Source organism: Rathayibacter sp. AY1A7, from assembly GCF_002930845.1.
In the GTDB taxonomy this organism is placed as follows: domain Bacteria; phylum Actinomycetota; class Actinomycetes; order Actinomycetales; family Microbacteriaceae; genus Rathayibacter.
Window position 1 is genome coordinate 53071 of the sequence record NZ_PSTL01000015.1, and the last position, 25947, is coordinate 79017.

Genomic DNA, 25947 nt, shown 5'->3' on the forward strand with positions numbered 1-25947 from the left:
CTGTCGCCGCGCTTACTCCCCACGCGACCGTGGAAAGTCCCGTCACTGCACAACCTCAGCCATCGCTCGAAGTTCGTCCTCGAGGCCAAGGTGACGCAGGATGCCCGAATTCGTTCGTTCCAGCAGGTGCCGCTCGCTCGACGTGAGCAGCGCGTCCTCCGCGTTCGTGGCGTCGTAGAGGACGGTGGATTCCGAGTTTGCACGAGCGCGCGGCTCCGGCAGGAACAGGGCTCTGCACGCCCCCAAAAGCGTCAGAGGCGTGTCCGTCACCTTCCGCCGGATCAACGCCAGCCGAAGCGCTCGCACACGCCATACCGGCTGCAGCAGCTTCCGTTGGCGCTGCACGAACACCTTTGCGAACGCGACAATCAGAAGAAGAATCCCGGGCCCGAAAATCAGGTAGAACAGGCCGCGCAGCGCCTCGCTCTGCGATTCCTGCCCCCACTCGAAGTGAGCCATGGTCAAGTAAACGACGTGAGTAGCGCAGGCGAGAGCGACGAGAGCGAAGCCGGCGAAGAAGACGATCGATGTGCCCCGCAGCTTCCGCGCTCGAATGAGCGCTGATCGGCCCGTGAGGACTCCGATCGTGACGATGTAGAGCATGAGGTAGGCGTAGCAAGCGGGGTCAGTGATGTAGTCCCGTACGAACGTCTCGGACGTACCTCCGCGGTGCTGAATGAGGGCAAACAGGACTGTCTGCCCTCCCAGAACAGCGCTGAGCGCGAACCAGCGCGGCTTCTCGGGGCCGGGCAGCCCCGCCCCCAGTCGTGTCGCGCGGTAGAAGAACCAGAAGGCGATAGTCGCGCATAGGGCCTGCGCGAGGTTCCAGAAATTCGACCCGCCAAGGGCGGCATCGACCCATCGCAGCGGGATGACCATGCCGAGCGTCAGGATCGCGATCAGGCCGAAGAGAGACGCGATCCACGCTGGTCGTCGGGCTGGGTCCTTGGTCGAGCCGACAGCGCGGCCGAAGAAGAGCGCGACGCAAAGCGCGAGAGAGACGATGATCGCCAGCCTCACCCACACGAGCGCTTCGCCCGGTATTGATCCCATCATCCGAAGACGCTCTCCTCTGCTTGCAGATTGGTGCCGAGCAACCAGGTCATGAGACGGTACGCGAATTCCTCCGCAACGATTTCCGAGCGGCTGCGCGTCAGTCCACGCCCCTGCGCCTTGATCACCGCCTCGCCCAAGGTGCCACCGTCCGTCAGATCAATATCAGCGCCGCGGAGCACGTCACAGTCCTCGTGGTGGAAGCATGCATGGCCGAGTTCATGGCAGATGCAGTGCAGCTGATATGACAGCGGGTCGGTCAACCGGAACGAGACGTAGCCCCGGCTGGGGGTGTCGCGAAACAGTCCGGTGAGCTGCCGGAGACGATCGTCCGAAACCGCTTGCAAGACGATGGGTTTGCGGTAGACCGCGGCCACCCTGTCGACGATGTCTTTGAGCGACATGCCTGGTTCGAGGCCAAGCCGGTCGATCATGGCCGAGACGGTCGCGGAGGGGTCGAAGGGTTCTTCCGTCTCAGCTTCTGCCGGCCACACGCTCACTGGTGATCCCCCGCCGGCCCACTGTCGCGGACCAACTTGGCGATTGCCCGGATCTCATCCGGGCTGAGGCTCGACAGGTTGCGGGCCGCGATGCGCAAGGTTCCGGTTGATCGCATGGCGTGGGCCAGCTCTTCCTCAGCCTCCACCCGAGCAACGAACTCTTGGTCCCCTGTCGTCAGATAGTCACGAGGCACCCCGAGCGCGGAGCTGATAGCTCCCAGAAGCTCATCCCTCGGGAAGGCAGCGATCGCGCCGTCGAGGAGGTCATGCCACTCGTTCTGAGACAGGGCGACGCCGATACGGCCGGCGGCGAGAGACACCGCACGGTACCCACCGTCGTCCTGTAGGCGTGCGAGAGCGCCCATCCGACGACCGAGCTCCCGTACGTCCTGGTTCGCCGCAGCCCCGGGGGCAGGCGCGACGTCCGCCGCGGTCAGCGTTCCGTTCTTCGCGGCACGCAGCGTCTCGACGGCATCGATTTCGAGAAATCGGCACAGGAGGTCGAGCTGTTCGACGTCCATGCGTCGCTTCGCGTGGAGCATCCGAGAGAGCTGTCCCTCGGACACGTCAACCGCTCGTGCCGCTTCGGCCAGGGATACCGCGCGGTCGACCATGCGGGCTCGGAGCACCCGGCCCAGGGATCGTGTGAGCGCTCCGGGGAGAGCTTGGGGGGCTAGTGGCATGTGTTGTGTCCTTCGGGTCGAACAGTCGCTTGCCGTCTGTTACGGTCTTGCCAAACGCAAAAGCATTGTCAGGATACCGGTTTTCGGGAGCTTGCTGTGAACGACCTCAACCAGACGTCGAGGAGACCATCTGTGGCTGACCTTTCATGCCTCGAACTACAGCTAGCTCTGAACACCGTCGAGGGTGTCGAGCTGATGCGCGCGCTCGACTGCGGCCCGCTCACCCTCAGTGACCTTGGTCGACACACTGGCGTCGACGTTCTTCCCCTTGCGCGCGTCACCCGCACGCTGATGAGCTACGGCGTACTCGTGCGCCGGCAGAACGGCGAGTACGCCCGCACGGACATCTCTGCTCGCGAGGCGGTTGCGCATTAGGACCCGCCGCCGCCCGGGTCCGCGTAGCAGCGGCCGCGTGACGACGAGGCGCCGGCGACTGATGGATCGATTAACGATCAATCTGCGCGTGTCGCGTCGTCTTAAGCGCAGTAGTAGCAATAGCGTGTCCGCATGGCTGCACCGCGACGCAAGCGAGGGACGATGGTCCGACCTATCTCTCTGGGCTGGACCGTCGAGCAAGACGCGCGTGATCGCGTCGACAGCATCGCGCAGCGCGCGAACGTGTCGTCGGCCGTCTTTTTCGAGCGCATGGTCGCCCACGTAGAGACGGAACTCACCGACCAGGGCATTCCGTCGTGGTGGCCTGTTGACCCGACTCTGACGAGCGAGGAGCTGCTCATCAACCCCACTTAACGCATTAGGCCCGCCGCTCACGCGACGGGCCCAGAAGCTCTCGCTTCACACCACTGCTTACCAGGGCGACAGGTGTGAAGCCATTTCCCGAAGTACCGGTTTCCTAGGCCGGGCCTTCGTCATCGCCACCCGAGGGAGGAGAAGTGACCTCATCGTAAGCCATGCCGCTGTGTCTTCGCACGCCCAAAATGCCGAAGTTGACTCCTTCTCGGCGCCCTGGGCACTGACGCGCCGGTTGAGCCCCCGTGCCGCCGTGCGCACGATGCGCCCGGACGCCTACGGGCGCTTGGACGAGAACGCCTATCCGGCCGCGTTCCCCGTCTCCGCCGTCGCGCCAACCGCCCCGTGGGCGATCTACCTCACCGACGACGCCGGAGCGTTCCGGTTGCTGTGCTTCGACTTCGACGGCAAGGACTCCCGCGGCGTCGACGCCGACCTCATGGAGCAGGCCGCAGACGACTGCGACGCGCTCTCCGCCGTCCTCGACGCGCACCAGGTCGCTCACCTCGTGTGCCAGTCCTCCGGCACCGGGGGCCGGCACCTGTGGGTTGCTCTCGCGGAGGGCGCCCCTGCCGAGCTGGTGGCCCGGTTGGCGATCGCCGCTCGAGCAAATTTCCGCACCCTGGATCACGGGATGCTCCGCAACCCGCGCACCGGTGCCGCCCGTCCGCCGCTGTCCCCGCACCGCGACGGTAGCTTCTCGAGGGTCCTCCGCGGCCGCGCAGAGGAGCTGCTGGACATGACCGTCACCGCGGCCGCGCTCGAGGCCGTGACGGACGCCCTGGAAGAGTCCCGGCCGCCGCTGCGCGTCGACGCCACTCCCCCAGTACCCACCGCCACCGCGCACCAAACGCACCGGACGCTGAGCGCTGCCGGCGCCGCGCACATGGCCACGGCCGGAGGCGGCGCGAATCCGTCGTGGACCGCGTTCATGTGCCTGCTCTCCGCCGCACACGCGGGATGGTCCCTGACCGACGTGGAGCACGCCGCGCGGACCGCGCCCGGGATGGAGCACTACCGCACGAAGAACACCGGCCGCGGCCACCGCCGGCCCCGCGCCCGCGACGAGGCCGCCGAGCGACTGGCCCGGCAGTGGGAGAAGGCCCGCCAGTACGCGGCGCTGCACGCCGTTCTCCCGCCCGAGCGCGAGCCCGGCGACCTGGCGGAGCTGGACAGCCTCGTCGGCTCCGTCAGCGCCCTCCTCGACCGGTTCCGGGTGAGCCCGGGCCGGTGGGGCAGGACCGAGCGGGCGACGTCGGAGAAGACGATCCTCACCGCCCTGGCCTACCTCACCCTGCACACCGGCAAGCGCACCGTCGCCGCGTCCATCCGCGACCTGGCTCTCCTGGCAGGCCTGGGCCGCACCACGGCGGCCAGCGCCCTGCGAACGCTGCGTGAGGACGGCTACGTGCAGCTCGTCGTCCACGCGGACGGCTCGAACGCCAGCGAATGGCGACTAGCCGAGCACTTTTCCACAGGCCCTTTGCAAGGTCCGGTCACAACCTTTAATAACCCCCGCCCCCCCGGGCCGCTCTTCACCGAACGAACCATGTTGCTCACCACGCTCGAAGCCGACCTCACGGACACTCGGCACGATCTCTTCACCCGCGCCGGCCTGGGACACCTGGCAGGGAAGGCGTACGCGCTGCTACGCCGAGAAGGGACCCTTGGCCTCGCTGCTGCCGCCACACTGCTGGGAGTGACCACCCGAACCGCTGCCACCGCTCTCTCCCGCCTGCGCACACACCGGCTCATCGTCAAGCACACCCACGGCTGGACCCAGGCCAAGCGCGACCGTCGCACCGCCGCCGCACGCGCGATCGGCGTCGACGGAGCCTTGACCGATCGAGCGCACCGCTACGACGTCGAGCGCGAAGTGTGGGCCTGGTGGCAAGCCGAGCTCGCGCATCGCTCCTCCTCCCCCAGGCAACGCCCGCGACGCCGACACGTGTCGAGCCGACCCCTGTTCGAGGACAGATCGGCTGGCGAGCGCGTCTGGCCGCTCTACCCCCGCGACGCCGCCGGCCGCGGCGATCACCGCGAAGCGTTGCACTGGGGACGCACCGGCATGCTCGCCCCCGGATCACTCTGGTGGTCCTCCACCGCTGCCTAGCTCTCGTCGTCGACGCAATCCTCGAAGCTCCCGATACGGCTCCGTGAACCGGCCTCTTCAGCGCTGCTGCCGCCGGAGTTCTCTGCGTGGTCGCTATGGCAGCCACACGGGCACTCAACGCACGCGGTGTCGGTTTGATCCAGAGAAATTCGAATCTGCCGTTCGTTCCTTGTGCAGAACCGCCATCTAAACCGGGCAAACCAAGATAGCCAGATACCTATATAGGTATCTGGCTATCTTGTACCGGCTCGAACTCAGCTGAGCGGGTTCCGGTCGCGGTACTCGCTCAGCGCTGTCTCCACGATGTTCTTCTTCGTGCGACCGGTCGCGGCTCGCAGGTCTTGGACGTAGTACGACAGCTCAGCATCGACGTCCACATGCAGAACCTCCGTGGGCTGCTTCCGCGGCGGCGTGGCCGCCGTGCCCGCAATCGTCCGCGTTACCGGGGCTGCGACCGGCGCCGTAGCGGGCGTCGGAGCCGGACGAGGCTTGGATGCGATCGGGTCGCTGCGGTCGGGCGCTGGCTGTGCCCGGCGCGGGAGGCTGGCGGGGCGATCTTCGTTCGTCATCGGATGACCTTTCGTGCGAGTTCACGGTATGCGGCGGCGACGGGGGCGCCCTTGCGGAAGTTGCCGTACCAGTCGTGCGAGTACCGGACCTCTCCGACGATGGTCCGGTGCGGGACAAGCGGAGTCAGGAGAAGCCCCGTCTCTCGCATCTGCTCGATGCTGTGCGTAGCCTCCCGCGGCGTGATCGTCTCCTTGTATCCGCCGACGATGATCCCGGCCTCCTCGACCGCTGCGCGGTCGCTGAGGTCGTTGTAGCGGCGCACACTCTCCTGTGCCCCAATGAATCCGTCCACACCGTCAGCGGTGGGCGTGGCGGCGTAGATCACTGACTCCGCCGCCGTCAGGGCGTTGTAGATCAGCGACCCGCCCTGGCGGTTCGGGCAGTCGATGATCACGAGGTCCGCAGGCACATCCTCGAGCGAGTCCGCCAAGCGGTGCCCGACTTCTCCGGGATCGTCCGTCTCGCGTGCGCTCACGCTGCGATCGGACGGGATCACTCGAAGGTTCGCGTGGAAGGGCGAAGGCACGGCGAGCTCATCCGCCCATCCCCTCGGGTCTGCGTTGCCCAGGATCGCTCCGACGTCGAGCCCGACGTCGACGGGCTGCGCGTCGAGCCATTTCGTGGTCGCGCCTCGTGGATCCAGGTCGATCAGGATCACCCGCCGCCCCTCTTCGGCCGCCACCATCGCCAGGGAGACGGCGGTGGTGCTCTTTGTCGCACCGCCGCTCTCGCTGTAGATCATCATCGTCTGCATGACGCCAACCTATATGGGTAGCTATCCACGTAGCAAGCTTCCTAAATACCTATATAGGTATCTAGGTAGGACGCGCCCACAACGACCACTCAATCCCGCTCAGGGCGCGGGCTGGGAGCGCGTGTCGGTGGGGTCGACCTACACTCGGACGCATTCGAACATATGTTCGATGCGACGAGGGAAGGGGCCCAGATCGAGCGTGACCGTTGTGGATCACATCGCGACTCCGGCCGTGGAAGCCGTTTCCGTCGCCTTCCTCGTCACCAGTGACGCGGTGGCTGCCGGGTTCCCGTCGCCGGCACAGGACTACTTCGACGGCTCCCTCGACCTCAACGACCACCTGATCCGCGACAGGACGTCGACGTTCATCGTCCGCGTCTCGGGCGAGAGCATGGTCGGCGCGGGCATCAGCGACGGCGACGAGCTCGTGGTCGACCGGTCGATCACGCCGACGCACGGGAGCGTGGTCATCGCGATCCTCGACGGCGAGCTGACCGTCAAGCGCCTCGAGCTGCACCCCGGGGGAGTGGTCCTGCGGGCCGAGAACCCGGAGTACCCGCCGATCCACGTCGCCGAGCTGAGCGACCTCCAGGTGTGGGGCGTCGTCACCGTCTGCCTCCACCGGCTGCACCGTGCGCTCTGAGCGGCGCATCGCCCTGGTCGACGTGAACTCGTAGGTGGGCCGTTGGCCTGTCAGCCTTCGGGCAGCTCCCAACCATTCGCTCGACAGGAGCTGGCGAACGCCGCGCTGGCCGTCTGGAACGCCTCGTCGTCGCCACCCTCAAGGGCCGTCTCCATGACGGTCACCGCTTCCGTCAACTCCTTCGGGTCCTCCGCGCTCAGAGACTCAGACATCGTCCGCAGCAGCTGCTCACGGCGACCCTCTTGCAGTCCTGCGCTGCCTTCGCTGACCCAGGAGAAGTGGTAGTTGCACGCATCCGTCGCTGATGTGGTGAGGCCGCCCGAGCAGGCCGAGAGAGCAATCAGCATCGCCGCAACCGGCGCGAGTGCCAGTCCTCTGACGAGGAGGCCTCGGCGGACGAGAGATCGACCCGTGGAGACCTCTTCGCGCATGCATTGACGCTACTGCTGCCGCGGCCGGACGGAGCCGGCCGGCTGCAACAGCTCCATCCAGCCTGCACCGAGCACCTACAACGGTGTGCGTACTGGCCTCGTGACGAACGTCGGCTCGATGAACGGAAGATCCGTCCGTGCGATCACCGCAGTGAGATACCGATCCTCAAGCTCGAGGCCGAGCCCCAGTACGTGCGCGTCGGTGTCCACGCGGATGCCGTCGACCTGCTGACCGTCGACCCAGATCGGGACGTCGTGTTCGACGGCGGACTTCGTCGCCGGACCGAGCAGCTCTCCCGGCATCTCGCCGCGCATCCGTTCATTCCGGAACCGATTCATCAGCACGTAGTTGACGTGCTCGACCAGAGCGAACTCAGGCGTGCGCCAGGCGCGGTCGGCGGAATCGATGGGCACTGTCGTTCTCACGGCTTCCCACAGCATCGGATATCTCATCTGCTCCCGGATCTTCATCAACGACTCCGGGAGAGGCCATAGCGGTGCTTCATCGAGCTGAGCGCGCAGTTCGTCGCTGACGTCCGCCAGATTCGCGGGGTCGCTGCGGTCCTCAGGATTCCGCCAGAGCGCGTAGCTAAGCGAAGCCGACTCGAGGTGCGTCTGCCCGTTCGTCGTACTACTCACGGTGGAGACAGTGAGCTCCTCGACCGAAGGCTGCGGCTTCAACGTGAACAGCGGACCACCGAACCGCGCCGTCACCTCGTCCGGGGTCGGCAGCTCAGGGAAGTTCTCCGGGCGCCCACTCTCATCCACGAACATGCCCTCAGCCTGACCGACGAGCCGCGAGCCGCGCAACGGACAACGGTGCGGAGACGCCGCGCCGTGCAGATCGATTGTGAACGGAACCTTCGGTCTGACCACCCAAACGGAGCCTGCGGCACTGTTGACAACCTGATTGAGATTCTTCACCTCTCCGCGGTTTCAACCTATTTCGCTCCACCGGCTGCGTGCCACCGATCCCGAACGCGGTCGCTGCGCTCCCTCACATCGCTCGTGATCGGCGTCACTCCGCCGCCTCCACTCAAACGGTCTTCCCCGCCGGAGAGGCAAAGAAAAACGATCAGCCAGAGGGAGACACACCATGAGCCAGCAGCGCGGCACCCGTACCGAGGTCATCACGAGCGAGTACCACGGACCCGGAGCGGACGGGATCAGCCGGACCGCCCGTCAGGTGGTCATCGTCGGCGCCGGTGGCCGCGACCCGGTGACCGAGCAGACACCGGCCGTGCACCTGGTCACCCGCGAGGGCCGCGCGGGGCTTCCCGGGGTGACGCTGCAGCACTTCGAGCCCGTGGAGGCGCTGCCCGCGAATCGCGTCGGCTACATGGCCTCCGGCGCCTACGTCGTCGTTCCGGTCGATGTCGCGCGGGCGCTCGACCTGTTCCCGGCCGCGTACGCGCTGCACGACCGCAGCGAGACGCCCGCCGACTACCGCGCCAACGACTGACCCCCCCCGAACCGAGAAGGAGAACCGACATGCTCACCATCACCCACACCCCCGAAGCCGGAACGATCATCGAGGGCACCAGCCGCGGGGACGGCACCGCCGAGATCCTGAAGGCGTCCGGCTGGCGCTGGGGCCGCTCCATCGGCGCCTGGTACGTCCCGCAGTCCCGCGACCGCCTGCCGAAGTGGTGGACCATCAACCGCGCCGCGACCGCCCTGCGCGACGCCGGACACGAGGTCACGATCGAAGCCGAAGAGACGTTCCGCTCGACCATCGAGGCGGAGGCGGCGACCATCGAGCGCCAGGCCGCCCGGGTCGACGCGCTCGACGCGAAGGCCGAGCGCGCCGCGGACGCCGATACCGCCGACGCGGCCGCGCGCCGCGCGTTCGACCGGCTCCCGGAGGGTGGCGAGCCGATCAAGATCGGCCACCACTCCGAGACGCGGCACCGCAACGCGATCGAGAAGGCCCACAACGCGATGGGCCGCAGCGTCGAGGCCGACCGCGAGGCCACCCGCGCCCGCGCCCGCGCCGACGTCGCCGCCGGAACCACCGAACACCGCTACGCCCCCGGAATGGTCGCCCGACGCATCGACCGCCTCGACACCGACATTCGCGGCTGCACGCGGAAGATCGAGGGCAGCTCGCACAACTTCGGCGGCGGCTACATCGAGACGACCGCCCCCGCGACCGGCGCCTACCGGGAGCGACTGCTCACCCAGCGCGCGCAGCTCGAAGACCAGCGCGACTACTGGAGCGCCGTCCGCGAGGCGCAGGCCGCGGCCGGACAGGTCACGATCCACAGCCGCGACACGATCGCCAAGGGCGACATGATCAAGCACCGCTTCGGCTGGCACGTCGTTACCCGCGTGAACCCCAAGAGCGTGACCGTCGCGCTCGACTGGAACGACGGAACCCGCCCCTACAAAGTCGCCTACGCCGACGTGCAGGGACACCACACCGCCGCCGAAGTCGAGGCAGCCCGAGCCGCCGCCACCGAGAAGGCCGCCACCGAGACGGCCGCCGCGAGCTGAACGGTTGCGAGCTACCTACCTAGATACCTAGGTAGGTAGCTCGTGAGGGGCGGGCCCCTCACACACCCCGGGATTCCCGTTCCGGGAGGCACGAGCTGCGCTCGTGTCACTGCGAGTCACGTCAGACGCAGTGCCTCGCGAATTGCGCCGTCGTACTGCTCCCTCTCGAAGGTGAGGGTACGAACAAGCTCTCCGTTCGGACACCATCCGGCGAACTCATCGGTCACGCCGAAGCCAAGCCGCCGGCTGAGCCGGCCGAGAAGCGTTGATGGAGGTGGAAGCGGTCGAAGAGTCTCTGACTCCCACCGGGAGTCCTTCCACTGGAAGATTTCGTCGCTGCGCACGAGTTCTGCGCTGAAGAGGATGCCGCAGCTGGAGTCGCCGCAGGACGCGCAGCTGGCCAGCGCGATCCGGCCAGGAAGCATGGCCGTGACGACCGATGGTCCTTCTCCGAGAAGCGAGAGGAGGAACGGACGCCACTCGCCCCAGGGTGCCGTGAAGACGTCACCCGTACCCTCCGGATCGTCGTCGGTCACGAAATCCCCGATGGGACGTCCGTCGAGGGTGATGTCCGGTTCTTCCGTCACGCTCGAGGTGACGACCGCTATCACCGTGCGTTCCCTCATGGACACATCGTGACATCGGCGACCGCGAGCGGTCCGACTATGACAGGGCGGGCGCGAGCTGCGCTCGTGCAGCGGCGACGGAGCACCGCCAGGAGGTCGCCCGGCTGCGCCGGCCGCCGTTGGTCGCCCTACGGGCTCACACCCTTTTTTGCCGTGAAGCCTTCGGCGGCTCCCTCCGCTTCGCTGCGGTCGTAGCTACCTACGGGCTCCGTTCAAGTGGCTGCGCCACCGGCTCCTCCGAGACTTTCGGCACGCGGGAGCTTCGCTCCCTCACATCGCGCCGAAACTCTCTCCACCGCCGCCCTGCGGGTTGCACTGCGCCCTCCGGTTGCTCAGGCGGAGAACCGCCTTCCTTACCGTTATTTCCGTGGATCCGGGGCAGTTGTAGGCTCCGGAACGCGCCAGGGGTCCCGGGTATGGCTGACCGCCTTCAGCCGCCTGATGGCACGCCGTGATTAGCCGCCCGGGACCCCGCAACGGCAGGACCGCTCATTGAGAAACGCGACCAAATCGCCCTGTAAGGACATGCCGGCAAGGTCGTTCACGGCGCACCGCACCCTCAACGGAAGGACCCTGCGTGCCCCAACTTTGGGCCGGTATCGACGCCGGCAAGACCGAACACCACTGCGTCGTCATCGACACCAACGGAACCAAGCTGCTCTCGCAACGGTTCAAGAACCGAGAAACGGCGATCCTGACCCTGATGGGCGACGTCGCGTCCCTGCCGGGCGGCACCGACGTCGCCTGGGCGACCGATCTCAACCACGGCGGGACGGGGCTGCTGCAAACGCTGCTCAGCTCTCACGCGCAGCCACTGTTCTACATCTCGGGCCGAGTCGTTCACCACGCCTCGGGCGCCTACCGGGGCGAGGCGAAGACGGACGCGAAGGACGCAGTCATCATCGCCGACCAGGCGCGGACCCGGCGAGACGTGACGCTGATTCGCCAGGCCGACGAGCTCACCGCGGAGCTGCGCCTTCTCTCGGCGCGCCGAGAGGACCTTGTGCACGACCGCACCCGGGCCGTGAACCGGCTGCGCGCCATCCTGGTCCACTACTTCCCGTCGCTCGAAGGAGCGTTCAACTACGCGACGACCAGGGGCCCCCTGGTGCTGCTCACCCGGTACGCGACGCCCTCCGCGATCAGGCGGATGGGGGAGAGCCGGCTGGCATCGTGGCTGAAGGGACAGGGGTGCTGGAAGTCCGCGGCCGTAGCGAAGGTCGCGGTCGAAGCTGCTCATGAGCAGACCTCTGTCGTCGTGGGGGAGGGTGCCGCGGCCCGGCTGGTCAGCCGGTCCGCGGACGATCTGCTCCGCATCCGAGACGAGCTCGCGGAGCTCGAGGCAGAGATTGACGCCGTTCTGCAGAGCAGTACTTCCGCAGATCTACTGATGTCAGTTCCGGGATTCGGGCGCCGGCTCGCCGCAGATTTTCTCGCTGCGACCGGCGCTGACCTTGCCGCGTTCGAGACGCCCGACCGCCTGGCCAGCTTCGCCGGCCTCGCTCCCGTGCCTCGTGACTCCGGGAAGATTTCCGGCAACCACCACCGGCCAAGACGCTACGACCGGCGGCTACTGAACGCTTGCTTCCAAGCGGCGTTCATCGCCGCGAGAAACTGTCCGGTCTCGCGCTCGTTCTACGAACGGAAACGACGAGAGGGCAAGTCTCACAAGCAGGCGCTGATTGCTCTCGCCCGGCGTCGCATCAACGTAATCTGGGCGATCTTCCGAGACCAGACCCACTACGAACCGGTGCCGGCAGAGCAGACCGGTTCAGTGGCGGCGGCGGTTGCAGATGCGCCTGCGGTTTGTCGGCCCGGCGCGAATGAGCTGGAAAAGGTGAGGTGCGGGACGCTGGCCGGCACAGTAGAGCCGATCTCAGGAGAAGATCGGCAGCGCTCCTGAGATCAGGACGCTAGCGACTGCGGCAGTCAGCAGGACAAGCCACGGCAGAGCCGACGGTGGGCGGGCGGGCGCGGGCTTTCTGAAGGCAGGGTGTAGCTGCGTCCGATCAATACTCACCTTCCGCCCGGTGACGGTGATGGCGCCATCTGTGCCCTCCTCAGGCCACCGCTTCAGTACGGCGGCGGCGATCGCGGGGAGTTGCTCATCCCGAGAGACGGCGATGGCATGAGAAAAGCGGCCTATCACCGCGAGTGTGGCCGACCCTGCCGATCCTGCACCCAGGACCACCGGAGCGAGCAGACCCGTGTCGTCCGCGCTTCCGCCGACGCGCCCAAGGATCACGACGACTCCGAACACGAAACCGACACCGGCGACGAAGACCGACGCCCATGAAAGTACGGCGAGCAGCATTGCGATCCCCCTTCCCGGCCACGGGGCGGTCTCATGCTCGTCGGTTCCCGCCAGAAAGCGGGCGAGTTCCTCGCGAGTGCGGGCGTCCTCAGGAGAGCGGAACGCCGGACGAGTGCCCGCAGATGCAGGATCGGCGGGCCCAGGACGAAACTCCACGGGGAACGCCGCCGCGCGCATTCTTCGCGCTGCTTGCCCGCACCGTCTGTCCGCCCAATACAGCGAGCTGCCGAGCGCTAGGACGGCGAGTATCGCCGCGAACGCGGGAACGACCCAGCTCGAGCTGGCATTCTCCAACTCCTTGGAAAGCGCGGCCGCCGCGATCACGAGACCGGCACCGCTGGCCGCACTCAGAAGCGCGACCAGGGGCATGGCAGGGCTGAACCCCTCTCGCAGAGCAAGCGCCTCGTCGCGATTCCGCTCCGCTCGCCGTTCAGCCCATGCCTGCGTCGACGATTGGCCCTCCGGCTGCGGGGCTGACTCCATGCCGCTCACGCTACCTGCGACGCGCAGATATCCGCACGACACAGCTATCGCGAGTCAAGAAGCACAGACGTACACCAGTGAGGCGGACGCCGACCTCTGGCCGGCGCAGCGCTTGACGCTACGCGCATTTTTGCCTGGAAGCCTTCGGCAGCGTACGGGCCTGCGGCGTCCACGCAAGCCGCTGCGCGGCCGGCTCCTCCGACGTTCTCGGCACGCGGTCGCTGCGCTCCCTCACATCGCGCCGACAACCTCTCCTCCGCCGCCCTCCGGGTTGCGCTCCCACCTCCGGCCCTGCTCGGCACTACGTGCCTTCCAGGCAAAAAAACGCTGGGAGAGAAGGAAGAACGAGACGAGCCAGACCACCCCCGCTGGCTTGACAAATCTGATTGAGAATCACGGCAAAAAAACGATGAGGAAGAGGAAGAACATGCAGCAGATCACCACCGTCAGCACCTTCGTCCCGGCCGCGAACGAGGACGGGATGCAGAGCCAGTTGCGCCGGATCGCCGAGCGCGACGTCGACCTCTCAGGTCTGGCACGGGGCGGGTGGGCGCTGGCACACACCGCCACGATCCCCGGCCCCGAGGGCGTCATGTTCGTGGACACCCTCACCCGCACCGAATCCTGACCCGCACCACCACCGAGGAGCAAACGCCATGTCCAACACCATCACCACCAGCCCCGCGGCCGAGGAGCCGACCCTCCTTGGCGCGGTGGCCGAGTTCGCGTCCGTGTTCTCCCACGGGGACACCGCCGACGAGCTGGCCGTGCGACTCAGCTGCGCCGAGGTCGACGCGCTGGCCGGACTCCTGCGAGCATTCGGACGGGACGAGGCCGCGGACCTGTGGATCGCGGAGCACGCGAGCGACGACGACGAGGGCGACGCCCACACCCCGGAAGGAACCCACCGATGAGCGAGCAGCAGCAGACCACGCCCGACCCGGCGGCGACCTACCAGGCGGCCGTCGCGGCCTTCGCGGCCACGCTCTCCGACCCGGCCGTCACGGAAGCGATCGCTCCGACGCTGCCGTGCTGGCGCGCGACGGGCATCATCGACCTCCTCACCCAGGCCGGACACACTGACGCCGCCGAGAAGTGGGCCGAGCTGCACGCCTGGTCCCCGGTCAACGACGAGCACGACCCGCATCGCGGCGACCGCTGGGACTACTGATGCTCACCGTCTACTCGAAGCCGTCGTGCGTGCAGTGCACCATGACCTACCGGGTGCTCGAGAAGAAGGGCATCGAGTACACCACCGTGGACATCACCACCAACCCCGCAGCGCTCGCGTACGTCACGGAGGAGCTGGGATATTCCGCCGCTCCCGTGGTCGTCGCGAGCGACCAGGATCACTGGTCGGGCTTTCGCCCCGACCTCATCGAGAAGCACGCCGCGTGACCGGCCCGGACGTCACTGGCGACGACTACCGGGCCGGGTACCTCGCCGGACAGGCCGACCGGCAAGGCGAAGTCGACTGGCTGGAGAACGAGGCCGACCGGCTCTACCGCCTCGCCTACGGCGACGAGCGCCGCGTCCCCGCTCTCACCGTCACACGCGCCGAGCTCGAACAGCGCAGAGCGCTGTCCGAGCCGCCCGTGGAAGTCACCCGCCGCGACGCTCTGGCGTCCTGGGGCATCGAGACACCCGCCACCGACACCCCGGCGGCCGCGGCCGCGAACCCGTCGACGTCGACGGGACCCACCAACCGCACGAGCAGGAGACGACAGATGAGCACCAGGACCATCACCGGCAACCTCGCCGCCGACCCCGAGGCCGTGCAGGCGGGCCGCGTGCAGATCGTGAAGCTGCGCGTCATCGAGAACACCGGCGAATACCGCGCGGGGGAGTGGACCCCGCACGACGCACCGACCACGCACTACGTGGAAGCGAAGTTCGAACTCGGCGAGCACGTGCTCGCCTCCCTCCACAAGGGCGACGCCGTGATCGTCGTCGGCTACGAGCGCACCGTCGCGTGGGGCGAAGGCGAGAACCGCCGCACCGGCCGAGTCATCGAAGCCGACGCCATCGGCCCCAACCTCACCCGCGCGACCGCCGTCGTCACCACAACCACCCAGCGCGCACCCCGCCGCAGCGCCGCCCCCGCGGCTGAGTAAGTTGGTCGGCATGTGGGACTGGATCGCTCTGCTGCTGGCCGTGACAGGTGCCGCGCTCGTCGTCGCCGGTATCGTGCCGCTTTATCGCGACTCCGAGATCCACTCCGCGCAAGTGTCCGAGGTCGCGGTCGACAAGCGCGCCCGGGCCCGCGGCGCACTCCTCGCGGCCGTTGTTCTCTTCTCCGCAGCCACTGTCGCCCTCCTCGCCGGCACCGCCGGCCCGTGAGGGGCGACCCTTCACACTCCCCGAGTGCCCCGTTGCGGGGCGCGAGCTGCGCGCGCGCGGCGGTGACGGAGCACCGCACGTCGAAAGCCGTGATGCGGCCCAGTCTCCGACGCCTCCGGCTCGGGGTTCATCCCTCGACGTAGCGTGCGCAGTCGCCGGAACCGTGCACATCTGCCGGATCGGCGCAGTGCAGGAGTGACCAGCTGGCACCCACGCCCGTGGGCTCTTCAAGACCGTTGTGGCGATCGAACGCTGTCGTCGTGTACACGTCGACGCCGTCGATCGAGCCACCGACGAACGCGAACGAGACGATCGGGTCACCTTCGGTGGTCGGTGTGCTCCAAGCCAGTTCCGCATCCTCTCCTGCGAGGGCGGCCGTCGCGAGGCAGGCTCGAGCCTCGCTAGGCAGGTCACTTCCTTGCTCAAGAACGTATTCGCCGCAGCTTGAACTGGCGTCGCTAACGGCGACGACGCCACCAGTATCAGGAAGGTTGCGAGCGGCGACGATCGGATCGCCGTTCGCCGCTTTCGACGCAGGTTCAGGCGCAGTCGCGGAGCAACCGCTGGCCAGAGTAAGCACCGCGATCGCGATCGCAGCTACCGTCAGGCGGTTCATCCGCCCACCGTATCCGCCAGCGCCGCATACCAGCCAAGGAACCAAGCGGGCGGGCCGGCGCCGCCCGCCCGTGAGGGGCGACCCCCTCACGCTCCCCGGTGTCCCGTTCCGGGGCGCGAGCTGCCCTCGCGCAACGGCGACGGAGCACCGCCAATGGGAGGCCGCGATGCGGCCCGTTCCACCCGTTTTCTTCACCTCTCCGCGGTTTCAACCTATTTCGCTCCACCGGCTCCGTGCCACCGATAGCGGACGCGCCCTGCGGGCTTATTTCGCCCGCTATCGGCGTCACTGCGCCGCCTCCACTCAAACGGTTTTCCCCGCCGGAGAGGCAAAGAAAAACGATCAGTCAGAGGGAGCACCCACACCATGCAGACCATCACCGACTTGCAGACCACCGCGAAGACCTACCTCACGCTCGCGAAAACCCGCGCGGTCGACGTCCGCGTCGTGGGGACCGACCCCAAGACGACGCCCTCGGTGCACGTCACCCGCCGTAAGTCCGGGGTCTGGGAAGCGTGGCACTCCGACCAGCTGCACGGCATCACCAGCGGTTCGTTCCGCCACTGCATCACTCACGCCCGCCGCGCAGCGATCCGCCGCGTCGCCCCGTTCCTGAGCCGCTGAGAGGACCACACCATGACCCGCACCGACCCCGGCCGCGCGAGCGCCGACCAGCTCGCCCTCATCCTCGCGACCAATCGCGACGAGGACCCGGAGAACGCCACCGCGACCGACGCGGAGATCCTCGCGCACACCCGCAACACGCTCGGACTGCCGGGGGAGTGCGGACCCGGCGGGATGCCTGTCTACGACGACGGCAGCGCCGAGGCCGCCGCGTTGATCGCGTTCCTGACGCCCGCCGAGTAGCGCGCGGGAGGGGCCGGCTTTCGGGCCGGCCACGAGGGGTGACCCCCTCGCGCTCCCCGGTGTCCCGCCGGAGGCGGGGCGCGAGCTCCGCACGCGCAGCGGTGACGGAGCACCGCCGGCGGGAGCCGCTACGCGGCAGGTCCTTTGCTCGTCTGGTTACTGGCCTGGTTCGCGCTCGGCATCGCGTTCCTCGTGGGACACGCGGTCATGCGTGGTCATCGGTCGCGAGGAAGTCAGACCTTTGGCGCCCAGATGTCGGCTACGCCGGCCTGCAGGCGCATCTCGCCGAGTTTCAGTTGCTTGCGGAGACGAAGTCGGGTGTAGGGAACCAGGACCACCAGCGCGATGCCTTCCCGATGTTCTGACTCGACTCGGATGGCGTCACCGCTCCCGCTGATCGTGACCACGCTGACGTACGCGACCGCCCGTAACGACTGCCGGTTCTCTCTGCTCGCACGCCGGAGCTCGTCGAGGTCCGCCTGGGACGAGTTGTTCCCTTGTCCTGGCGCCGGCTCCACCGTGCTCAGAACGCTGCGCCCGTCGGTGTCGATCGAGGCGGAGAACGGGCCGAGCTCACCGCGCTTTCCGAGAGCTTCGACTGCGCGGGTCATCGTCAGGTCGAGCAGGCCGTCGAGATCCTCTTGCGCTTCGGCTGACGCCGTCTCACGCCACATCATCATCTGCACACAGTGCCACAGCCCGCAGTCTCGGTCGCGTAGACGGCGAAGGCCACACCCGTTTCCCCGTTCGGGGGCGCGAGCTGCGCTCGCGCAGCGGTGACGGAGCACCGCCGGCGGGAGCCGCTACGCGGCCGGATTACCCGTTTTCTTCACCTCTCCGCGGTTTCAACCTATCTCGCTCCGCCGGCTGCGTGCCGTCTCTCTCGGACGCGGTCGCACGCTCCCTTATTTCGCCCGAGAGAGCCGTCACTCCGCCGACTCCACTCAATTGGTTTTCACTCGCCGGAGAGGCAAAGAAAAACGATCAGGAAGACGACAAAAGCCCCGTAGTTGGCTTAGAACCACGGGACTCGTCGCCTTCATGGTCGCACACCGATCAAGGAGAAACCATCGTGACTATCACCACCGGAACCGGGACCGTTCAGCACATCGACCCGACCGCCCTCGTGATCGAGGCGAACGTCCGCACCAGCGCCCCGCTGACGAAGGACTTCATCGCGTCGATCCGCGAGAACGGCGTCATCACCCCGGTCCTCGCCCGTCGCGACGGGCACGGCAACGTCATTGTCCGCGCCGGACAGCGCCGCACCCTCGCCGCCCGCGAGGCCGGAGTGCCCACGATTCCGGTCTACGTCGTGGAAGGCGACGAGACGACCGCGGACCGGATCGTTCAGCAGATCATCGAGAATGACCAGCGCGCCGAGCTGAGCGTCGCGGACCGCACCGCCGCGTGGGCGCAGCTCGCGTTCGAGGGCGTGTCCGCCGCAGCGATCGCCAAGCGCACCGGCACCAAGACCGACGCGGTGAAGAAGGGGCTTGCGGTCGCGGAGTCCGCGACCGTCACGTCCGTTCTGCACGAGCACGAGCTGACCCTGGACCAGGCGGCGGTGCTGTTGGAGTTCGAGGACGACGCCGACGCCCGCGCGACTCTAATCGAGGTCGCCACGCACGACCCGGCCCAGTTCGAGCACACCGCGCAGACCCTCCGCGACGAGGCCGCGCACCAGGCGCTCCTCGTAGCGACCGCTGCCGAGTACACCGGCAACGGCTTCCAGATCCTCACGCGCTCCGACGCCTACGGCGACCAGGCGACGTGGACGCCGGTGCGGCAGCTGCGCGGCGAGGACGGGAAGAGCGTCACCCCCGAGCAGGTCGCGGCCGCTCCCGGCCGCGGAGTGCTCATCGATACCAGCTGGCGCGGCGAGGTCGAGGTCACCCTCCTCGTCCAGGACCCCACCTCCGCCGGATTCACCTACGCCTACGGAGCCCCCGAGCAGCCGCAGACCGAGGAGGAAGCCGAGGAGGAGCGCGCCGAGAAGTCCGCAGAGCGCAAGGTGCTCATCGCCAACAACAAGGCGTGGAACGCGGCCGAGAAGGTGCGCCGCGAGTGGATCGCGACGTTCCTCGCCCGCAAGACCCTCCCGAAGGACGCGGATCGCGTCATCGCTCTCGGCCTCACCGCTCACCGGTTCGCGGTGTCCTCCGGGATGACGGGCGGCAGCGACCTCGCGCACGCGCTGCTGCGCATCGAGCGTCCCTTCGGCTACCGCGCCGATGCTCTCGCGGCGCTGGTCGAGGCGAACCCCGCGAAGGCTCGCCTGGTCGCGCTGGCCGTCGTCCTCGGAGGCCAGGAGGCGCACACGAGCAAGGAGTCCTGGCGTCGCGGCGACGAGCGCACGGCCGAGCACTTCCGCCAGCTCGCCGCCTGGGGATACGCGCTCTCCCCGGTCGAGCAGGTCGTCACTGGCGACAGCACCCCCGCCGACGCCGCAGGGCTCAGCTAGCCCACCCGGCGGGATCGGCTCGCGCCGGTCCCGCCCCTGCTCTTCTCCCACTGCTGCACAGGAAGGCCCGACCATGACCACCACGACCACCGCACCCCGCCCCGCCCACCGCTTCGACCCGTACCAGGAGGACCCGACGCTGCGAGCGGCCGAGGTCGCCGTCGACGCCGCGGCCGCGTCCGGCGACGCCGAAGCGACTGCCGCCGCAGCGCGAGCGCTGATCGTCGCCGCGGCCGCCTACGGCTGGCCCACCGCGACCGCCCTCGTCTTCACATACGAGACGACCGGCCCCATCGCCCACGTCTGGGGACTGTGGAAAGTCCTCGACGCCGACCGCCAGGTCCTCCGCGAATGGGACGAGGAGCCCGGCGACATGACGGACGAGTCCGAGGAGGAGTTGATCGCCCTCGACCTCCTCAGCAACCGCCGCGCGACCCTCGACTACACCGACTTCCCAAAGCCCGTCGGCTCCACGACCCTGATCCTCCACACGCTCGCGCTCTGAGCGCGTGCGCGGGCCGACCCGAAACGGGCCGGCCCGCACGAGGGGGAGAACCCCCTCGACCCCCCGTCGAGAGCCCGTGTCCTGCCTGTGCTCTCACCGGTGGCTAGGCTACGGACGCGAAAACCGCAGTGATGGCAGAGGGGCACCCTTCGTGACGACCGGACCGAAAGTGTCGATCGGAGCCGGAGTCGCTGGGCTCCTGGTCTTGATCTTCGAGCTCTACGGCCAGGTCAGAAACGGCACCGAGACCTGTTACGCCTGGTACGGCGTTCTCTTTCCCGGCGTGGAAACGGAGACCCTGGCAGGCGCTTCACTGTGGCCGCTCGGTCTCAGGTGCACTTATGAGCGATTGGGCTCCGGTGACGTACTCGCCGTAATCAACCCGAGCTGGTTCCTCACAGCGCTGCTGATCGTGTCGTTGGGGCTGATCATCGGCGGCCTCGTCTATGCCATCCGCTCTCACACCGCTCCGGCCAGATCTGACGCGTAACGTCCCGGCCCCGACCGGGCCGGCCCACAGGGGAGGGAGAATCCCCTCGACCCCCGGGCCTCGCCCAACAGCAGCACGGCCAGTGTCATGGCCGGATGCGACGATGGGCGCGCTTGCACCCGTCGCGACCGCCGGCCGTCGCGCCTCATCAGACAGGACCCCAACGATGAAGCTCTACCCCGACGTGATCAGCACCCTCCGCGCCCAGGAAATCGACCCTGACGAATGGGCGCGCGAGTACGGCTCGCCGTCCATCGCGGAGTGGGACGGCGACGAATGCGGCTGCGCCGATGACCGCTGCATCGGTCACCACCACGACGAGCACGAGGACTGCGGCTGCTTCCCCGCGATGCTCGAGCAGCACTTCGCCCAGCAAGACGCTCGCGGCCACCGGACCCTGGAATGGCGCACCACTCCCGTCAGCGTCGTCGTCTCAGCAGAATCCGACCTGGAGGACTTCGGGCTCCTCGCCCTCGCTGACCAAGACCAGATCGACCTCTTCGCCAGCACCGACGTCGACACGGCGGCGATGACGCAAGAACACACCACCGCCGAAGAGACAGCCCGGATCGCAGCGTTCGCCGCCGAAATGTCCACCGCCGGCTCCCTGAGCACCGAGCAGTACGAGCAGCTCGGAGAGATCCACCACGCGGTCCTCAACCGCGCCAAGGACGCAGGCGACCCCCGGTACGACCTGTACCGCGCGACCGAACGGCTCTCCCGCGCCATCACCGAGGTCTGGGACCGCGACGTCGCCGCGTACCAGGACGCCTACCTCACCGTCGTCCGCGACACCCTCACCACCCGAGGTCTCACGACCGGCATCAAGGTCGTGGACTTCGCTGACCGCGACACCGGGATCTACGACGAAGACCTCGCGCACGACCTGCGCGACATCGCCCTACTCACCACGCCACTGCCCGCCATCGGAGCCCCCAGGGAGGAGCGCAAGATGACGGTCGACGCGCTGCGCGCCGCCGGCCTCAGCTACATCGAGCGCGCCCGCGCCGTAGTGTCCGGCGAGGCTACGGCCGAGTAGCGATCAGCGGCGAGGCCGCGGCTTGTACTTTTTCCCCGCCCGGATGTTGCGGTTCTCGATCACCCCGACGACCGCCAGGCCGGCGGCCACGGCGACGATCAGCACCCAGCCGAGGACGTTGAACCACTCACCGGTGAACGCCGCGTAGGTCTGCTCACCTGCGATCGCGAAGAGCATGAACGACAGCCCAAACCAGACCATGCCGTTGCTGATGAGCGCAGCACGCGCGAGCTTCGTCTTGGGCTTCGACATGCGCTCACCCTCCCACCGGACCCTGGACGTGTCCACGAGAGCGGGAGGAGGCGCCAGGGGTGGGTGCGCTTCGCGTTTGGAGGGATGACAGGCGGGTGCTCACCATGCGAGCACCCGCCTGCGGGATCAGCCCCTGGTAGCCCGCGGGTCCGACTTGGGCGCGATGGTGTTCTTGTCGCGGATCCGGCCGTCGACCCCGTGCAGGTTGATCTCGCCGCCGCCGTTGCGGCTGCTGAGGTCGCGCGTCTGCTGGTAGGCGGCCGCCTGGGTGTCGGCGACCACGGAGGCGCGGCTGGAGTCAGCGCGCTTCCCCTTCCACTGGTCGCCGTCCTTGTATACGTCGTAGTTAGCCATGAGTGTCAGTCCTCTCGTGTTCGTTGGCGGCTATCGCGACTTGGCCGGCACGAAGGTGATCGAGGATCCCGCCTGGATCCGTGCGGCGTAGTCGGACAGCTCGGGGTCGCTGATGCTGCCCCCCTGGTTGCGGAAGAGCGCCTGGAGGGCGCTCTTGATCTCCGGGAGCGGCCGTCCGGCGTGGGTTGCGGCGAGGGTGTTCATGCGCCGGTTCGCGTCGCGCGCGAACCTCTTCATGCCGTCGTCGATCACTCGCTGGAGAGCTCGCTCGTCGAACTGGATCTTCATCGTGCACTCCTTCGTCCCCGCATCGTTGGATGTGAGGTCAGGAGTACGGCGCCGTTCCCTGGAGGTCATCTCCAGAGACAGGAGTCCCGATCGGAACTAGAGTCTGATGCGTCGCCTGCCAAGTTGACGCTTCATCCCCGCCGTACTCGTTGGTTCCGCCAACGGTTGCTGGCGGGGTTTGTTGCATGAGGTGGGCGGCCCGCCTCATACGGGAGTAACCCTACATGCGGGGTCGGACATACTGTCAGCCCACTAGATGTAGTAGTTACACCGGTGTAGTTATCCACCGGTTTCTCCACCGCTCATCCACAGGCCACCGACCGCGGATCGCCGCGATTCCGCTGAAGTTGACTCACCATCCACGGCTGTGGACAAGAGTTCCGGTTTCGCTGGGGGCACTGAGTATCGGCGTGTCGACCGGTCCGTGTCGACTCCTGTGGCGGGCGAAAGCAGGAGAGAAAGTGCGCGATGCCGCGATTCGGCCCCGGCATCGAGGGATCGAGAACATCTCGCAGGGGAACCCTGCTTCGAGCGCGTTTTCTAGGGAAGAAGTGTCTCCGGCGCGTGCGGGTCACTCAGAGTCGTGCTACTCCAGCGAGCAGTTCCGCGCCATTCCTCGAGCGCGAACCGGTCAGGCCCCGATCCAGAATTCTGCGTCGCAGCTCGGGCCGCGTTGATTGCGCCGGCCTCGGTGTCGAAGATGCCGATGACGGTAGGAACCGCTGTCCACACATCGATCGTGAGCAGGAGGAAATGCACGGTCGCAGAGTTCGAGGTCGTCATCCTCGCATCGTCGCGCCTTACTCCGCGGTAGTGAGAGGCGGGCGCAAATCGTGCTCGCGGTGGCGTAGTCGACGCCGTCACGACGCCAGGTTGACGGCGGCCTTTCGGCGCCAGCTCGCGGCCGGAACCTTGACCGCAGGTGCTGCTCTCGGCCGCGCTGTGCGCTGCGGCCGAGAGCAGAACGGCACCGACTACCCCGTGTCGGTCTGCCGCTCGCGGCGTCAACGAAGTCCCCACTTCTCGACCGCACCGCACCATTAGACACGACGTACCGTAGGGCGACCGCGACGGAAACGGAGAGTCCAGCAGATGCGGCCCGGTCCCGCGGACCCTGTTCACGCCGCGGGACACCTCGTCATACTCGAGGTCACGCGCGGCAGCGTTCGACTCCCGGCGAGGAGCTGCGTCGGCGCCGGGTTCCCTGCCGAGGCAGTCCGTGTCCTTGACGACGAATCGACCGCGCATGCGCTCGTCCTACGGACGGGACCGACCGCGCCCGCCGATCCATTGAAGGATGCCGATCGTGACGACCGAGACGACGGCCACGAGGAGGAGGAAGGGCAGGGCGCCCAGAAACAGGAACAGCACGAAGCTGTCTCCACCCTCGAACCCATCCATGACTGCAGCCGGGACTCAGAAGAGTCAGGACACCGGCATGAGCGGCCCGGTCGTGAAGTCACTGCGACCGTCCCCGCCGCAGACCTGAAAATCGGAGGGCGTGTCGATTCCCGCGCCGGCGCCGTCTGAGGCGACGAGCACCCGGACAGTCGTCGCGGTCGTCGGCGTGCAGTCGTACGCGCCGACCGCCGAGAGCTGGCCCTCCGCCTGCGCCGACTCACCCGGAGCAAGAGCCCCCGGGAACGCTTCCGCACCCGACGTGCCGGCACTGGTGAGCTGCGTGCCATCGGCGCCGAGCATCAGAACGCCCGGCCACCCGAAGAACGAGCACGCCTGATCCGAGGCGTTCGTGAGCACAATCGCAAACCCTTCCTGGCCCGCCCCGGAAAGCTCGGGCCGGTCCTCCACCGTAGCCGTGAGCTGCGTGTCCTGGCATGGGTCCTCTGGCCACACCGGACCGGCCGCTTCCCCCTGCGCAGTCGCGGTCGGCGTGGGAGTAGTCGAGGCGGTCGACGTCGGAGTGGCGGTCGCGCTCGACGCCGGTGCGGCATCCGATGTCGACGCCGGAGCCCCCGTCGTCGAACCGGCGCAACCGACGAGCGCAAACACGGGAAGGGAGAGCAGCAAAGCGAGGGTGGAGCGGCCGGTCCGAGTCGTCATCATCCGGCGAATCTACCCTCGACAGCTCGATCCGAGTGAGCCGATCTATGAGCCGTCGACGGCGTTTTCCTCTCCCGCCCGGCTCGGGTGTCCGGTCGGGGATCGTTTACCGGTTCTCGCGGTGCCCCGTTTCGTGGCACTGCTCTCGGCCGCGACCGAGCCTCGGCCGAGAGCAGTGCGACACCGGCGCCCCCGCGCCGATCTGTCGCGCGGCCGAACGAAGTCCCCACTTCTTGGCCGCGTCGCCACAGTCGAACCACGAACGCCGACGGTTGCGGTTTCCGGACTGCCCCTGCGGCGGGTCTGTAGCGGCGAGCAGGGACCCGGCGACGCCGCGTTCCTGCTTCGCTCACTTGTTGGCGACCTGCCAGGTGCCGTCCACTCCGGCTCCCTGACTTTCCTCGAGACCGACCTAGGAGCGGGCAGGGGTGGAGCCTTAGCAGCCGCCGACAAAGCCGCTTGCGATCAGAGGAACGACGACGGTGGCGGTGACGCTGGCCGCGACGAGGACGGCGACTCGTGGCAGCGTCCTGGTGATGCGTCCAGCGATCGTCGCGGCGATGAGCATGATGCTCAGTTCCGCGATGGGAAGAAACCCCAGGTTCGAAAGGGTCAGTGCGGGCTCGGGTCCTTCCCGGGCGTCCCACGGGTCCCAGAGGAGAGAGGAGAGCCAGGTCCCGGCCCAGCCGGGTATCACTGCGATGAGTGCCATGGGGCCGGCGGTTCGATGGTGACCGTCCAGCGTCTCGTCACGGCCCGCGCCAAGGACGAACAGAGCGAGAAGTATCGAGGCGACGCCGGCGACTGCCAGCAGAGCGCGAACGTCTGACGCCCCAAGGTACCCGGGACAGTCGTCCCCGCCGACCACGGCTGCCACCGAGAGCGGAGACGCAAGCCCCGCCACAAGGATCGCGATGAACCGTGCGACGCTTCCCAATCCGAGACGGCGCCAGGTTCGCGCGCCAGACCGCTTCGTCCTCGATCGCACGTGCTCCTCCTGATGCTGTACAGGCCGGAGCTCACTCATGCAGCGAAGTCTCGCAGGAGAGGATCACATTTGCTCCTAGTCCATGGGCTGTCTCACATGGGGATGGTTCACCGGCACGCAAGGTTCTAGTTGTCCTTGACTCTGCGACCCGCGCCGCGCCCGTCTCCGCCGGCAATCCAGTCGTTGACCGCTCGAGCTACGTGAGTGTTGTGACTTGCGGCCCATGAGGGATCGTTGGATGCGGACGTGAAGGCGATCATCGGTGTG

At 67.7% G+C, this 25947-nt stretch carries 37 protein-coding genes; 19 read left to right on the forward strand and 18 right to left on the reverse strand.

Annotated elements, in window-relative coordinates; translation table 11 throughout:
- Positions 1 to 42 precede the first annotated feature (42 nt).
- From C5B95_RS12100 to C5B95_RS12110, 3 genes are read right to left on the reverse strand one after another with little or no spacing between them, the layout of a single operon-like run.
- Positions 43 to 1056, reverse strand: a complete 1014-nt coding sequence (locus C5B95_RS12100; RefSeq protein WP_104349281.1) for a hypothetical protein — start codon at positions 1054 to 1056, stop codon at positions 43 to 45.
- Positions 1053 to 1553 (reverse strand): hypothetical protein, encoded by a 501-nt coding sequence (locus C5B95_RS12105; RefSeq protein WP_104349282.1) that lies wholly within the window; start codon positions 1551 to 1553, stop codon positions 1053 to 1055. The genes C5B95_RS12100 and C5B95_RS12105 overlap by 4 nt, the downstream gene beginning before the upstream one ends.
- A complete protein-coding gene (locus C5B95_RS12110) occupies positions 1550 to 2236 on the reverse strand; it encodes a helix-turn-helix transcriptional regulator (protein WP_104349283.1) in 687 nt (228 codons plus the stop codon). The genes C5B95_RS12105 and C5B95_RS12110 overlap by 4 nt, the downstream gene beginning before the upstream one ends.
- 96 nt (positions 2237 to 2332) lie before the next feature.
- Between C5B95_RS12110 and C5B95_RS12115 the strand changes: the two genes are divergently transcribed.
- From C5B95_RS12115 to C5B95_RS12125, 3 genes are all read left to right on the forward strand, one after another.
- Positions 2333 to 2611 carry a hypothetical protein gene (locus tag C5B95_RS12115; RefSeq protein ID WP_146076596.1) on the forward strand — a complete coding sequence of 93 codons (279 nt, stop codon included), beginning with the start codon at positions 2333 to 2335 and terminating at the stop codon, positions 2609 to 2611.
- A 132-nt stretch (positions 2612 to 2743) separates the two neighbouring features.
- A complete protein-coding gene (locus tag C5B95_RS12120; protein ID WP_104329598.1) occupies positions 2744 to 2986 on the forward strand; it encodes a hypothetical protein in 243 nt (80 codons plus the stop codon).
- 262 nt (positions 2987 to 3248) lie between these two features.
- Positions 3249 to 5099 carry a hypothetical protein gene (locus tag C5B95_RS12125; protein ID WP_374954258.1) on the forward strand — a complete coding sequence of 617 codons (1851 nt, stop codon included), beginning with the start codon at positions 3249 to 3251 and terminating at the stop codon, positions 5097 to 5099.
- Between the two features lie 254 nt (positions 5100 to 5353).
- Here C5B95_RS12125 and C5B95_RS17930 read toward each other — a convergent pair whose 3' ends face one another.
- Both C5B95_RS17930 and C5B95_RS12130 read right to left on the reverse strand, forming a co-directional pair.
- A complete protein-coding gene (locus C5B95_RS17930) occupies positions 5354 to 5476 on the reverse strand; it encodes a hypothetical protein (protein WP_258059983.1) in 123 nt (40 codons plus the stop codon).
- Between the two features lie 188 nt (positions 5477 to 5664).
- The gene (locus C5B95_RS12130) at positions 5665 to 6423 is read right to left on the reverse strand and encodes a ParA family protein (protein WP_104349286.1); all 759 of its coding nucleotides are present in this window, start codon (positions 6421 to 6423) and stop codon (positions 5665 to 5667) included.
- Between the two features lie 232 nt (positions 6424 to 6655).
- Between C5B95_RS12130 and C5B95_RS12135 the strand changes: the two genes are divergently transcribed.
- Positions 6656 to 7066: a LexA family transcriptional regulator gene (locus C5B95_RS12135; RefSeq protein ID WP_258059984.1), complete on the forward strand. Its 411-nt coding sequence runs from the start codon at positions 6656 to 6658 to the stop codon at positions 7064 to 7066.
- Positions 7067 to 7116: 50 nt separating this feature from the next.
- On the opposite strand, the gene C5B95_RS12140 is transcribed toward C5B95_RS12135, so the two are convergent.
- Together C5B95_RS12140 and C5B95_RS12145 are read right to left on the reverse strand one after the other, a co-directional pair.
- Complete coding sequence (locus C5B95_RS12140; protein ID WP_146076598.1) at positions 7117 to 7497, reverse strand: hypothetical protein; 381 nt, start codon at positions 7495 to 7497, stop codon at positions 7117 to 7119.
- Between the two features lie 75 nt (positions 7498 to 7572).
- The gene (locus tag C5B95_RS12145; protein ID WP_146076599.1) at positions 7573 to 8421 is read right to left on the reverse strand and encodes a hypothetical protein; all 849 of its coding nucleotides are present in this window, start codon (positions 8419 to 8421) and stop codon (positions 7573 to 7575) included.
- Positions 8422 to 8593: 172 nt separating this feature from the next.
- On the opposite strand from C5B95_RS12145, the gene C5B95_RS12150 reads away from it, so the two are divergent.
- Both C5B95_RS12150 and C5B95_RS12155 read left to right on the forward strand, forming a co-directional pair.
- Positions 8594 to 8959 carry a hypothetical protein gene (locus C5B95_RS12150; protein WP_104349290.1) on the forward strand — a complete coding sequence of 122 codons (366 nt, stop codon included), beginning with the start codon at positions 8594 to 8596 and terminating at the stop codon, positions 8957 to 8959.
- A gap of 29 nt (positions 8960 to 8988) precedes the next feature.
- Positions 8989 to 9993, forward strand: coding sequence for a DUF3560 domain-containing protein (locus tag C5B95_RS12155; RefSeq protein ID WP_104349291.1), 1005 nt, complete (start codon positions 8989 to 8991; stop codon positions 9991 to 9993).
- A 116-nt stretch (positions 9994 to 10109) separates the two neighbouring features.
- Here the strand turns inward: C5B95_RS12155 and C5B95_RS12160 are convergent, their stop codons facing one another.
- The gene (locus tag C5B95_RS12160) at positions 10110 to 10619 is read right to left on the reverse strand and encodes a hypothetical protein (RefSeq protein ID WP_104349292.1); all 510 of its coding nucleotides are present in this window, start codon (positions 10617 to 10619) and stop codon (positions 10110 to 10112) included.
- Between the two features lie 577 nt (positions 10620 to 11196).
- Between C5B95_RS12160 and C5B95_RS12165 the strand changes: the two genes are divergently transcribed.
- Positions 11197 to 12522: an IS110 family transposase gene (locus C5B95_RS12165; RefSeq protein ID WP_258059985.1), complete on the forward strand. Its 1326-nt coding sequence runs from the start codon at positions 11197 to 11199 to the stop codon at positions 12520 to 12522.
- Here the strand turns inward: C5B95_RS12165 and C5B95_RS12170 are convergent.
- Positions 12496 to 13302 (reverse strand): hypothetical protein, encoded by an 807-nt coding sequence (locus C5B95_RS12170; protein ID WP_104349293.1) that lies wholly within the window; start codon positions 13300 to 13302, stop codon positions 12496 to 12498. The two genes, C5B95_RS12165 and C5B95_RS12170, sit on opposite strands and share 27 nt — an antisense overlap.
- A gap of 541 nt (positions 13303 to 13843) precedes the next feature.
- Between C5B95_RS12170 and C5B95_RS12175 the strand changes: the two genes are divergently transcribed.
- The 6 genes from C5B95_RS12175 to C5B95_RS12200 are packed head-to-tail and all read left to right on the forward strand — an operon-like array spanning position 13844 to position 15756.
- Positions 13844 to 14044, forward strand: a complete 201-nt coding sequence (locus C5B95_RS12175; protein ID WP_056045781.1) for a hypothetical protein — start codon at positions 13844 to 13846, stop codon at positions 14042 to 14044.
- Positions 14045 to 14072: 28 nt separating this feature from the next.
- The gene (locus C5B95_RS12180) at positions 14073 to 14330 is read left to right on the forward strand and encodes a hypothetical protein (protein ID WP_219813848.1); all 258 of its coding nucleotides are present in this window, start codon (positions 14073 to 14075) and stop codon (positions 14328 to 14330) included.
- Positions 14327 to 14587, forward strand: a complete 261-nt coding sequence (locus C5B95_RS12185) for a hypothetical protein (RefSeq protein WP_104349294.1) — start codon at positions 14327 to 14329, stop codon at positions 14585 to 14587. The genes C5B95_RS12180 and C5B95_RS12185 overlap by 4 nt, the downstream gene beginning before the upstream one ends.
- Positions 14584 to 14814, forward strand: a complete 231-nt coding sequence (nrdH, locus tag C5B95_RS12190; protein WP_056045893.1) for a glutaredoxin-like protein NrdH — start codon at positions 14584 to 14586, stop codon at positions 14812 to 14814. The genes C5B95_RS12185 and nrdH overlap by 4 nt, the downstream gene beginning before the upstream one ends.
- On the forward strand, positions 14811 to 15530 hold the full coding sequence (locus tag C5B95_RS12195; protein WP_104349295.1) for a single-stranded DNA-binding protein: 720 nt from the start codon (positions 14811 to 14813) through the stop codon (positions 15528 to 15530). The genes nrdH and C5B95_RS12195 overlap by 4 nt, the downstream gene beginning before the upstream one ends.
- 10 nt (positions 15531 to 15540) lie before the next feature.
- Positions 15541 to 15756: a hypothetical protein gene (locus C5B95_RS12200; RefSeq protein ID WP_146076600.1), complete on the forward strand. Its 216-nt coding sequence runs from the start codon at positions 15541 to 15543 to the stop codon at positions 15754 to 15756.
- A gap of 127 nt (positions 15757 to 15883) precedes the next feature.
- On the opposite strand, the gene C5B95_RS17230 is transcribed toward C5B95_RS12200, so the two are convergent.
- A complete protein-coding gene (locus C5B95_RS17230; protein ID WP_146076601.1) occupies positions 15884 to 16372 on the reverse strand; it encodes a hypothetical protein in 489 nt (162 codons plus the stop codon).
- Between the two features lie 366 nt (positions 16373 to 16738).
- Here C5B95_RS17230 and C5B95_RS12205 point away from each other — a divergent pair, with 366 nt between their 5' ends.
- Together C5B95_RS12205 and C5B95_RS12210 are read left to right on the forward strand one after the other, a co-directional pair.
- Positions 16739 to 16996: a hypothetical protein gene (locus tag C5B95_RS12205; RefSeq protein ID WP_104349297.1), complete on the forward strand. Its 258-nt coding sequence runs from the start codon at positions 16739 to 16741 to the stop codon at positions 16994 to 16996.
- 12 nt (positions 16997 to 17008) lie between these two features.
- The gene (locus C5B95_RS12210; protein ID WP_104349298.1) at positions 17009 to 17239 is read left to right on the forward strand and encodes a hypothetical protein; all 231 of its coding nucleotides are present in this window, start codon (positions 17009 to 17011) and stop codon (positions 17237 to 17239) included.
- A 233-nt stretch (positions 17240 to 17472) separates the two neighbouring features.
- Here C5B95_RS12210 and C5B95_RS12215 read toward each other — a convergent pair whose 3' ends face one another.
- The gene (locus tag C5B95_RS12215) at positions 17473 to 17919 is read right to left on the reverse strand and encodes a hypothetical protein (protein ID WP_146076602.1); all 447 of its coding nucleotides are present in this window, start codon (positions 17917 to 17919) and stop codon (positions 17473 to 17475) included.
- Positions 17920 to 18311: 392 nt separating this feature from the next.
- Between C5B95_RS12215 and C5B95_RS12220 the strand changes: the two genes are divergently transcribed.
- The 4 genes from C5B95_RS12220 to C5B95_RS17545 all read left to right on the forward strand — a co-directional run bounded on the left by C5B95_RS12220 (position 18312) and on the right by C5B95_RS17545 (position 21737).
- Entirely contained in the window at positions 18312 to 19703 is a 1392-nt protein-coding gene (locus C5B95_RS12220; protein ID WP_146076603.1) for a ParB/RepB/Spo0J family partition protein, read from the forward strand.
- Positions 19704 to 19776: 73 nt separating this feature from the next.
- Positions 19777 to 20208, forward strand: coding sequence for a hypothetical protein (locus tag C5B95_RS12225; RefSeq protein WP_104349301.1), 432 nt, complete (start codon positions 19777 to 19779; stop codon positions 20206 to 20208).
- A gap of 151 nt (positions 20209 to 20359) precedes the next feature.
- A complete protein-coding gene (locus C5B95_RS12230; RefSeq protein ID WP_146076604.1) occupies positions 20360 to 20698 on the forward strand; it encodes a hypothetical protein in 339 nt (112 codons plus the stop codon).
- Between the two features lie 166 nt (positions 20699 to 20864).
- Positions 20865 to 21737 carry a hypothetical protein gene (locus C5B95_RS17545; protein WP_181068074.1) on the forward strand — a complete coding sequence of 291 codons (873 nt, stop codon included), beginning with the start codon at positions 20865 to 20867 and terminating at the stop codon, positions 21735 to 21737.
- Between the two features lie 3 nt (positions 21738 to 21740).
- Here the strand turns inward: C5B95_RS17545 and C5B95_RS12240 are convergent, their stop codons facing one another.
- The 7 genes from C5B95_RS12240 to C5B95_RS12260 all read right to left on the reverse strand — a co-directional run bounded on the left by C5B95_RS12240 (position 21741) and on the right by C5B95_RS12260 (position 25719).
- Complete coding sequence (locus C5B95_RS12240) at positions 21741 to 21989, reverse strand: hypothetical protein (RefSeq protein WP_104318034.1); 249 nt, start codon at positions 21987 to 21989, stop codon at positions 21741 to 21743.
- A gap of 126 nt (positions 21990 to 22115) precedes the next feature.
- Complete coding sequence (locus tag C5B95_RS12245; RefSeq protein WP_104349302.1) at positions 22116 to 22343, reverse strand: DUF2188 domain-containing protein; 228 nt, start codon at positions 22341 to 22343, stop codon at positions 22116 to 22118.
- 30 nt (positions 22344 to 22373) lie between these two features.
- Positions 22374 to 22631 carry a hypothetical protein gene (locus C5B95_RS12250; protein ID WP_104349303.1) on the reverse strand — a complete coding sequence of 86 codons (258 nt, stop codon included), beginning with the start codon at positions 22629 to 22631 and terminating at the stop codon, positions 22374 to 22376.
- Positions 22632 to 23171: 540 nt separating this feature from the next.
- Positions 23172 to 23414, reverse strand: a complete 243-nt coding sequence (locus tag C5B95_RS17235) for a hypothetical protein (protein ID WP_146076605.1) — start codon at positions 23412 to 23414, stop codon at positions 23172 to 23174.
- A 474-nt stretch (positions 23415 to 23888) separates the two neighbouring features.
- Positions 23889 to 24032 carry a hypothetical protein gene (locus C5B95_RS17550; protein WP_181068075.1) on the reverse strand — a complete coding sequence of 48 codons (144 nt, stop codon included), beginning with the start codon at positions 24030 to 24032 and terminating at the stop codon, positions 23889 to 23891.
- Positions 24033 to 24056: 24 nt separating this feature from the next.
- On the reverse strand, positions 24057 to 24695 hold the full coding sequence (locus C5B95_RS12255) for a DUF4232 domain-containing protein (RefSeq protein WP_104349304.1): 639 nt from the start codon (positions 24693 to 24695) through the stop codon (positions 24057 to 24059).
- A gap of 433 nt (positions 24696 to 25128) precedes the next feature.
- A complete protein-coding gene (locus tag C5B95_RS12260; RefSeq protein WP_104349305.1) occupies positions 25129 to 25719 on the reverse strand; it encodes a hypothetical protein in 591 nt (196 codons plus the stop codon).
- Positions 25720 to 25947 lie beyond the last annotated feature (228 nt).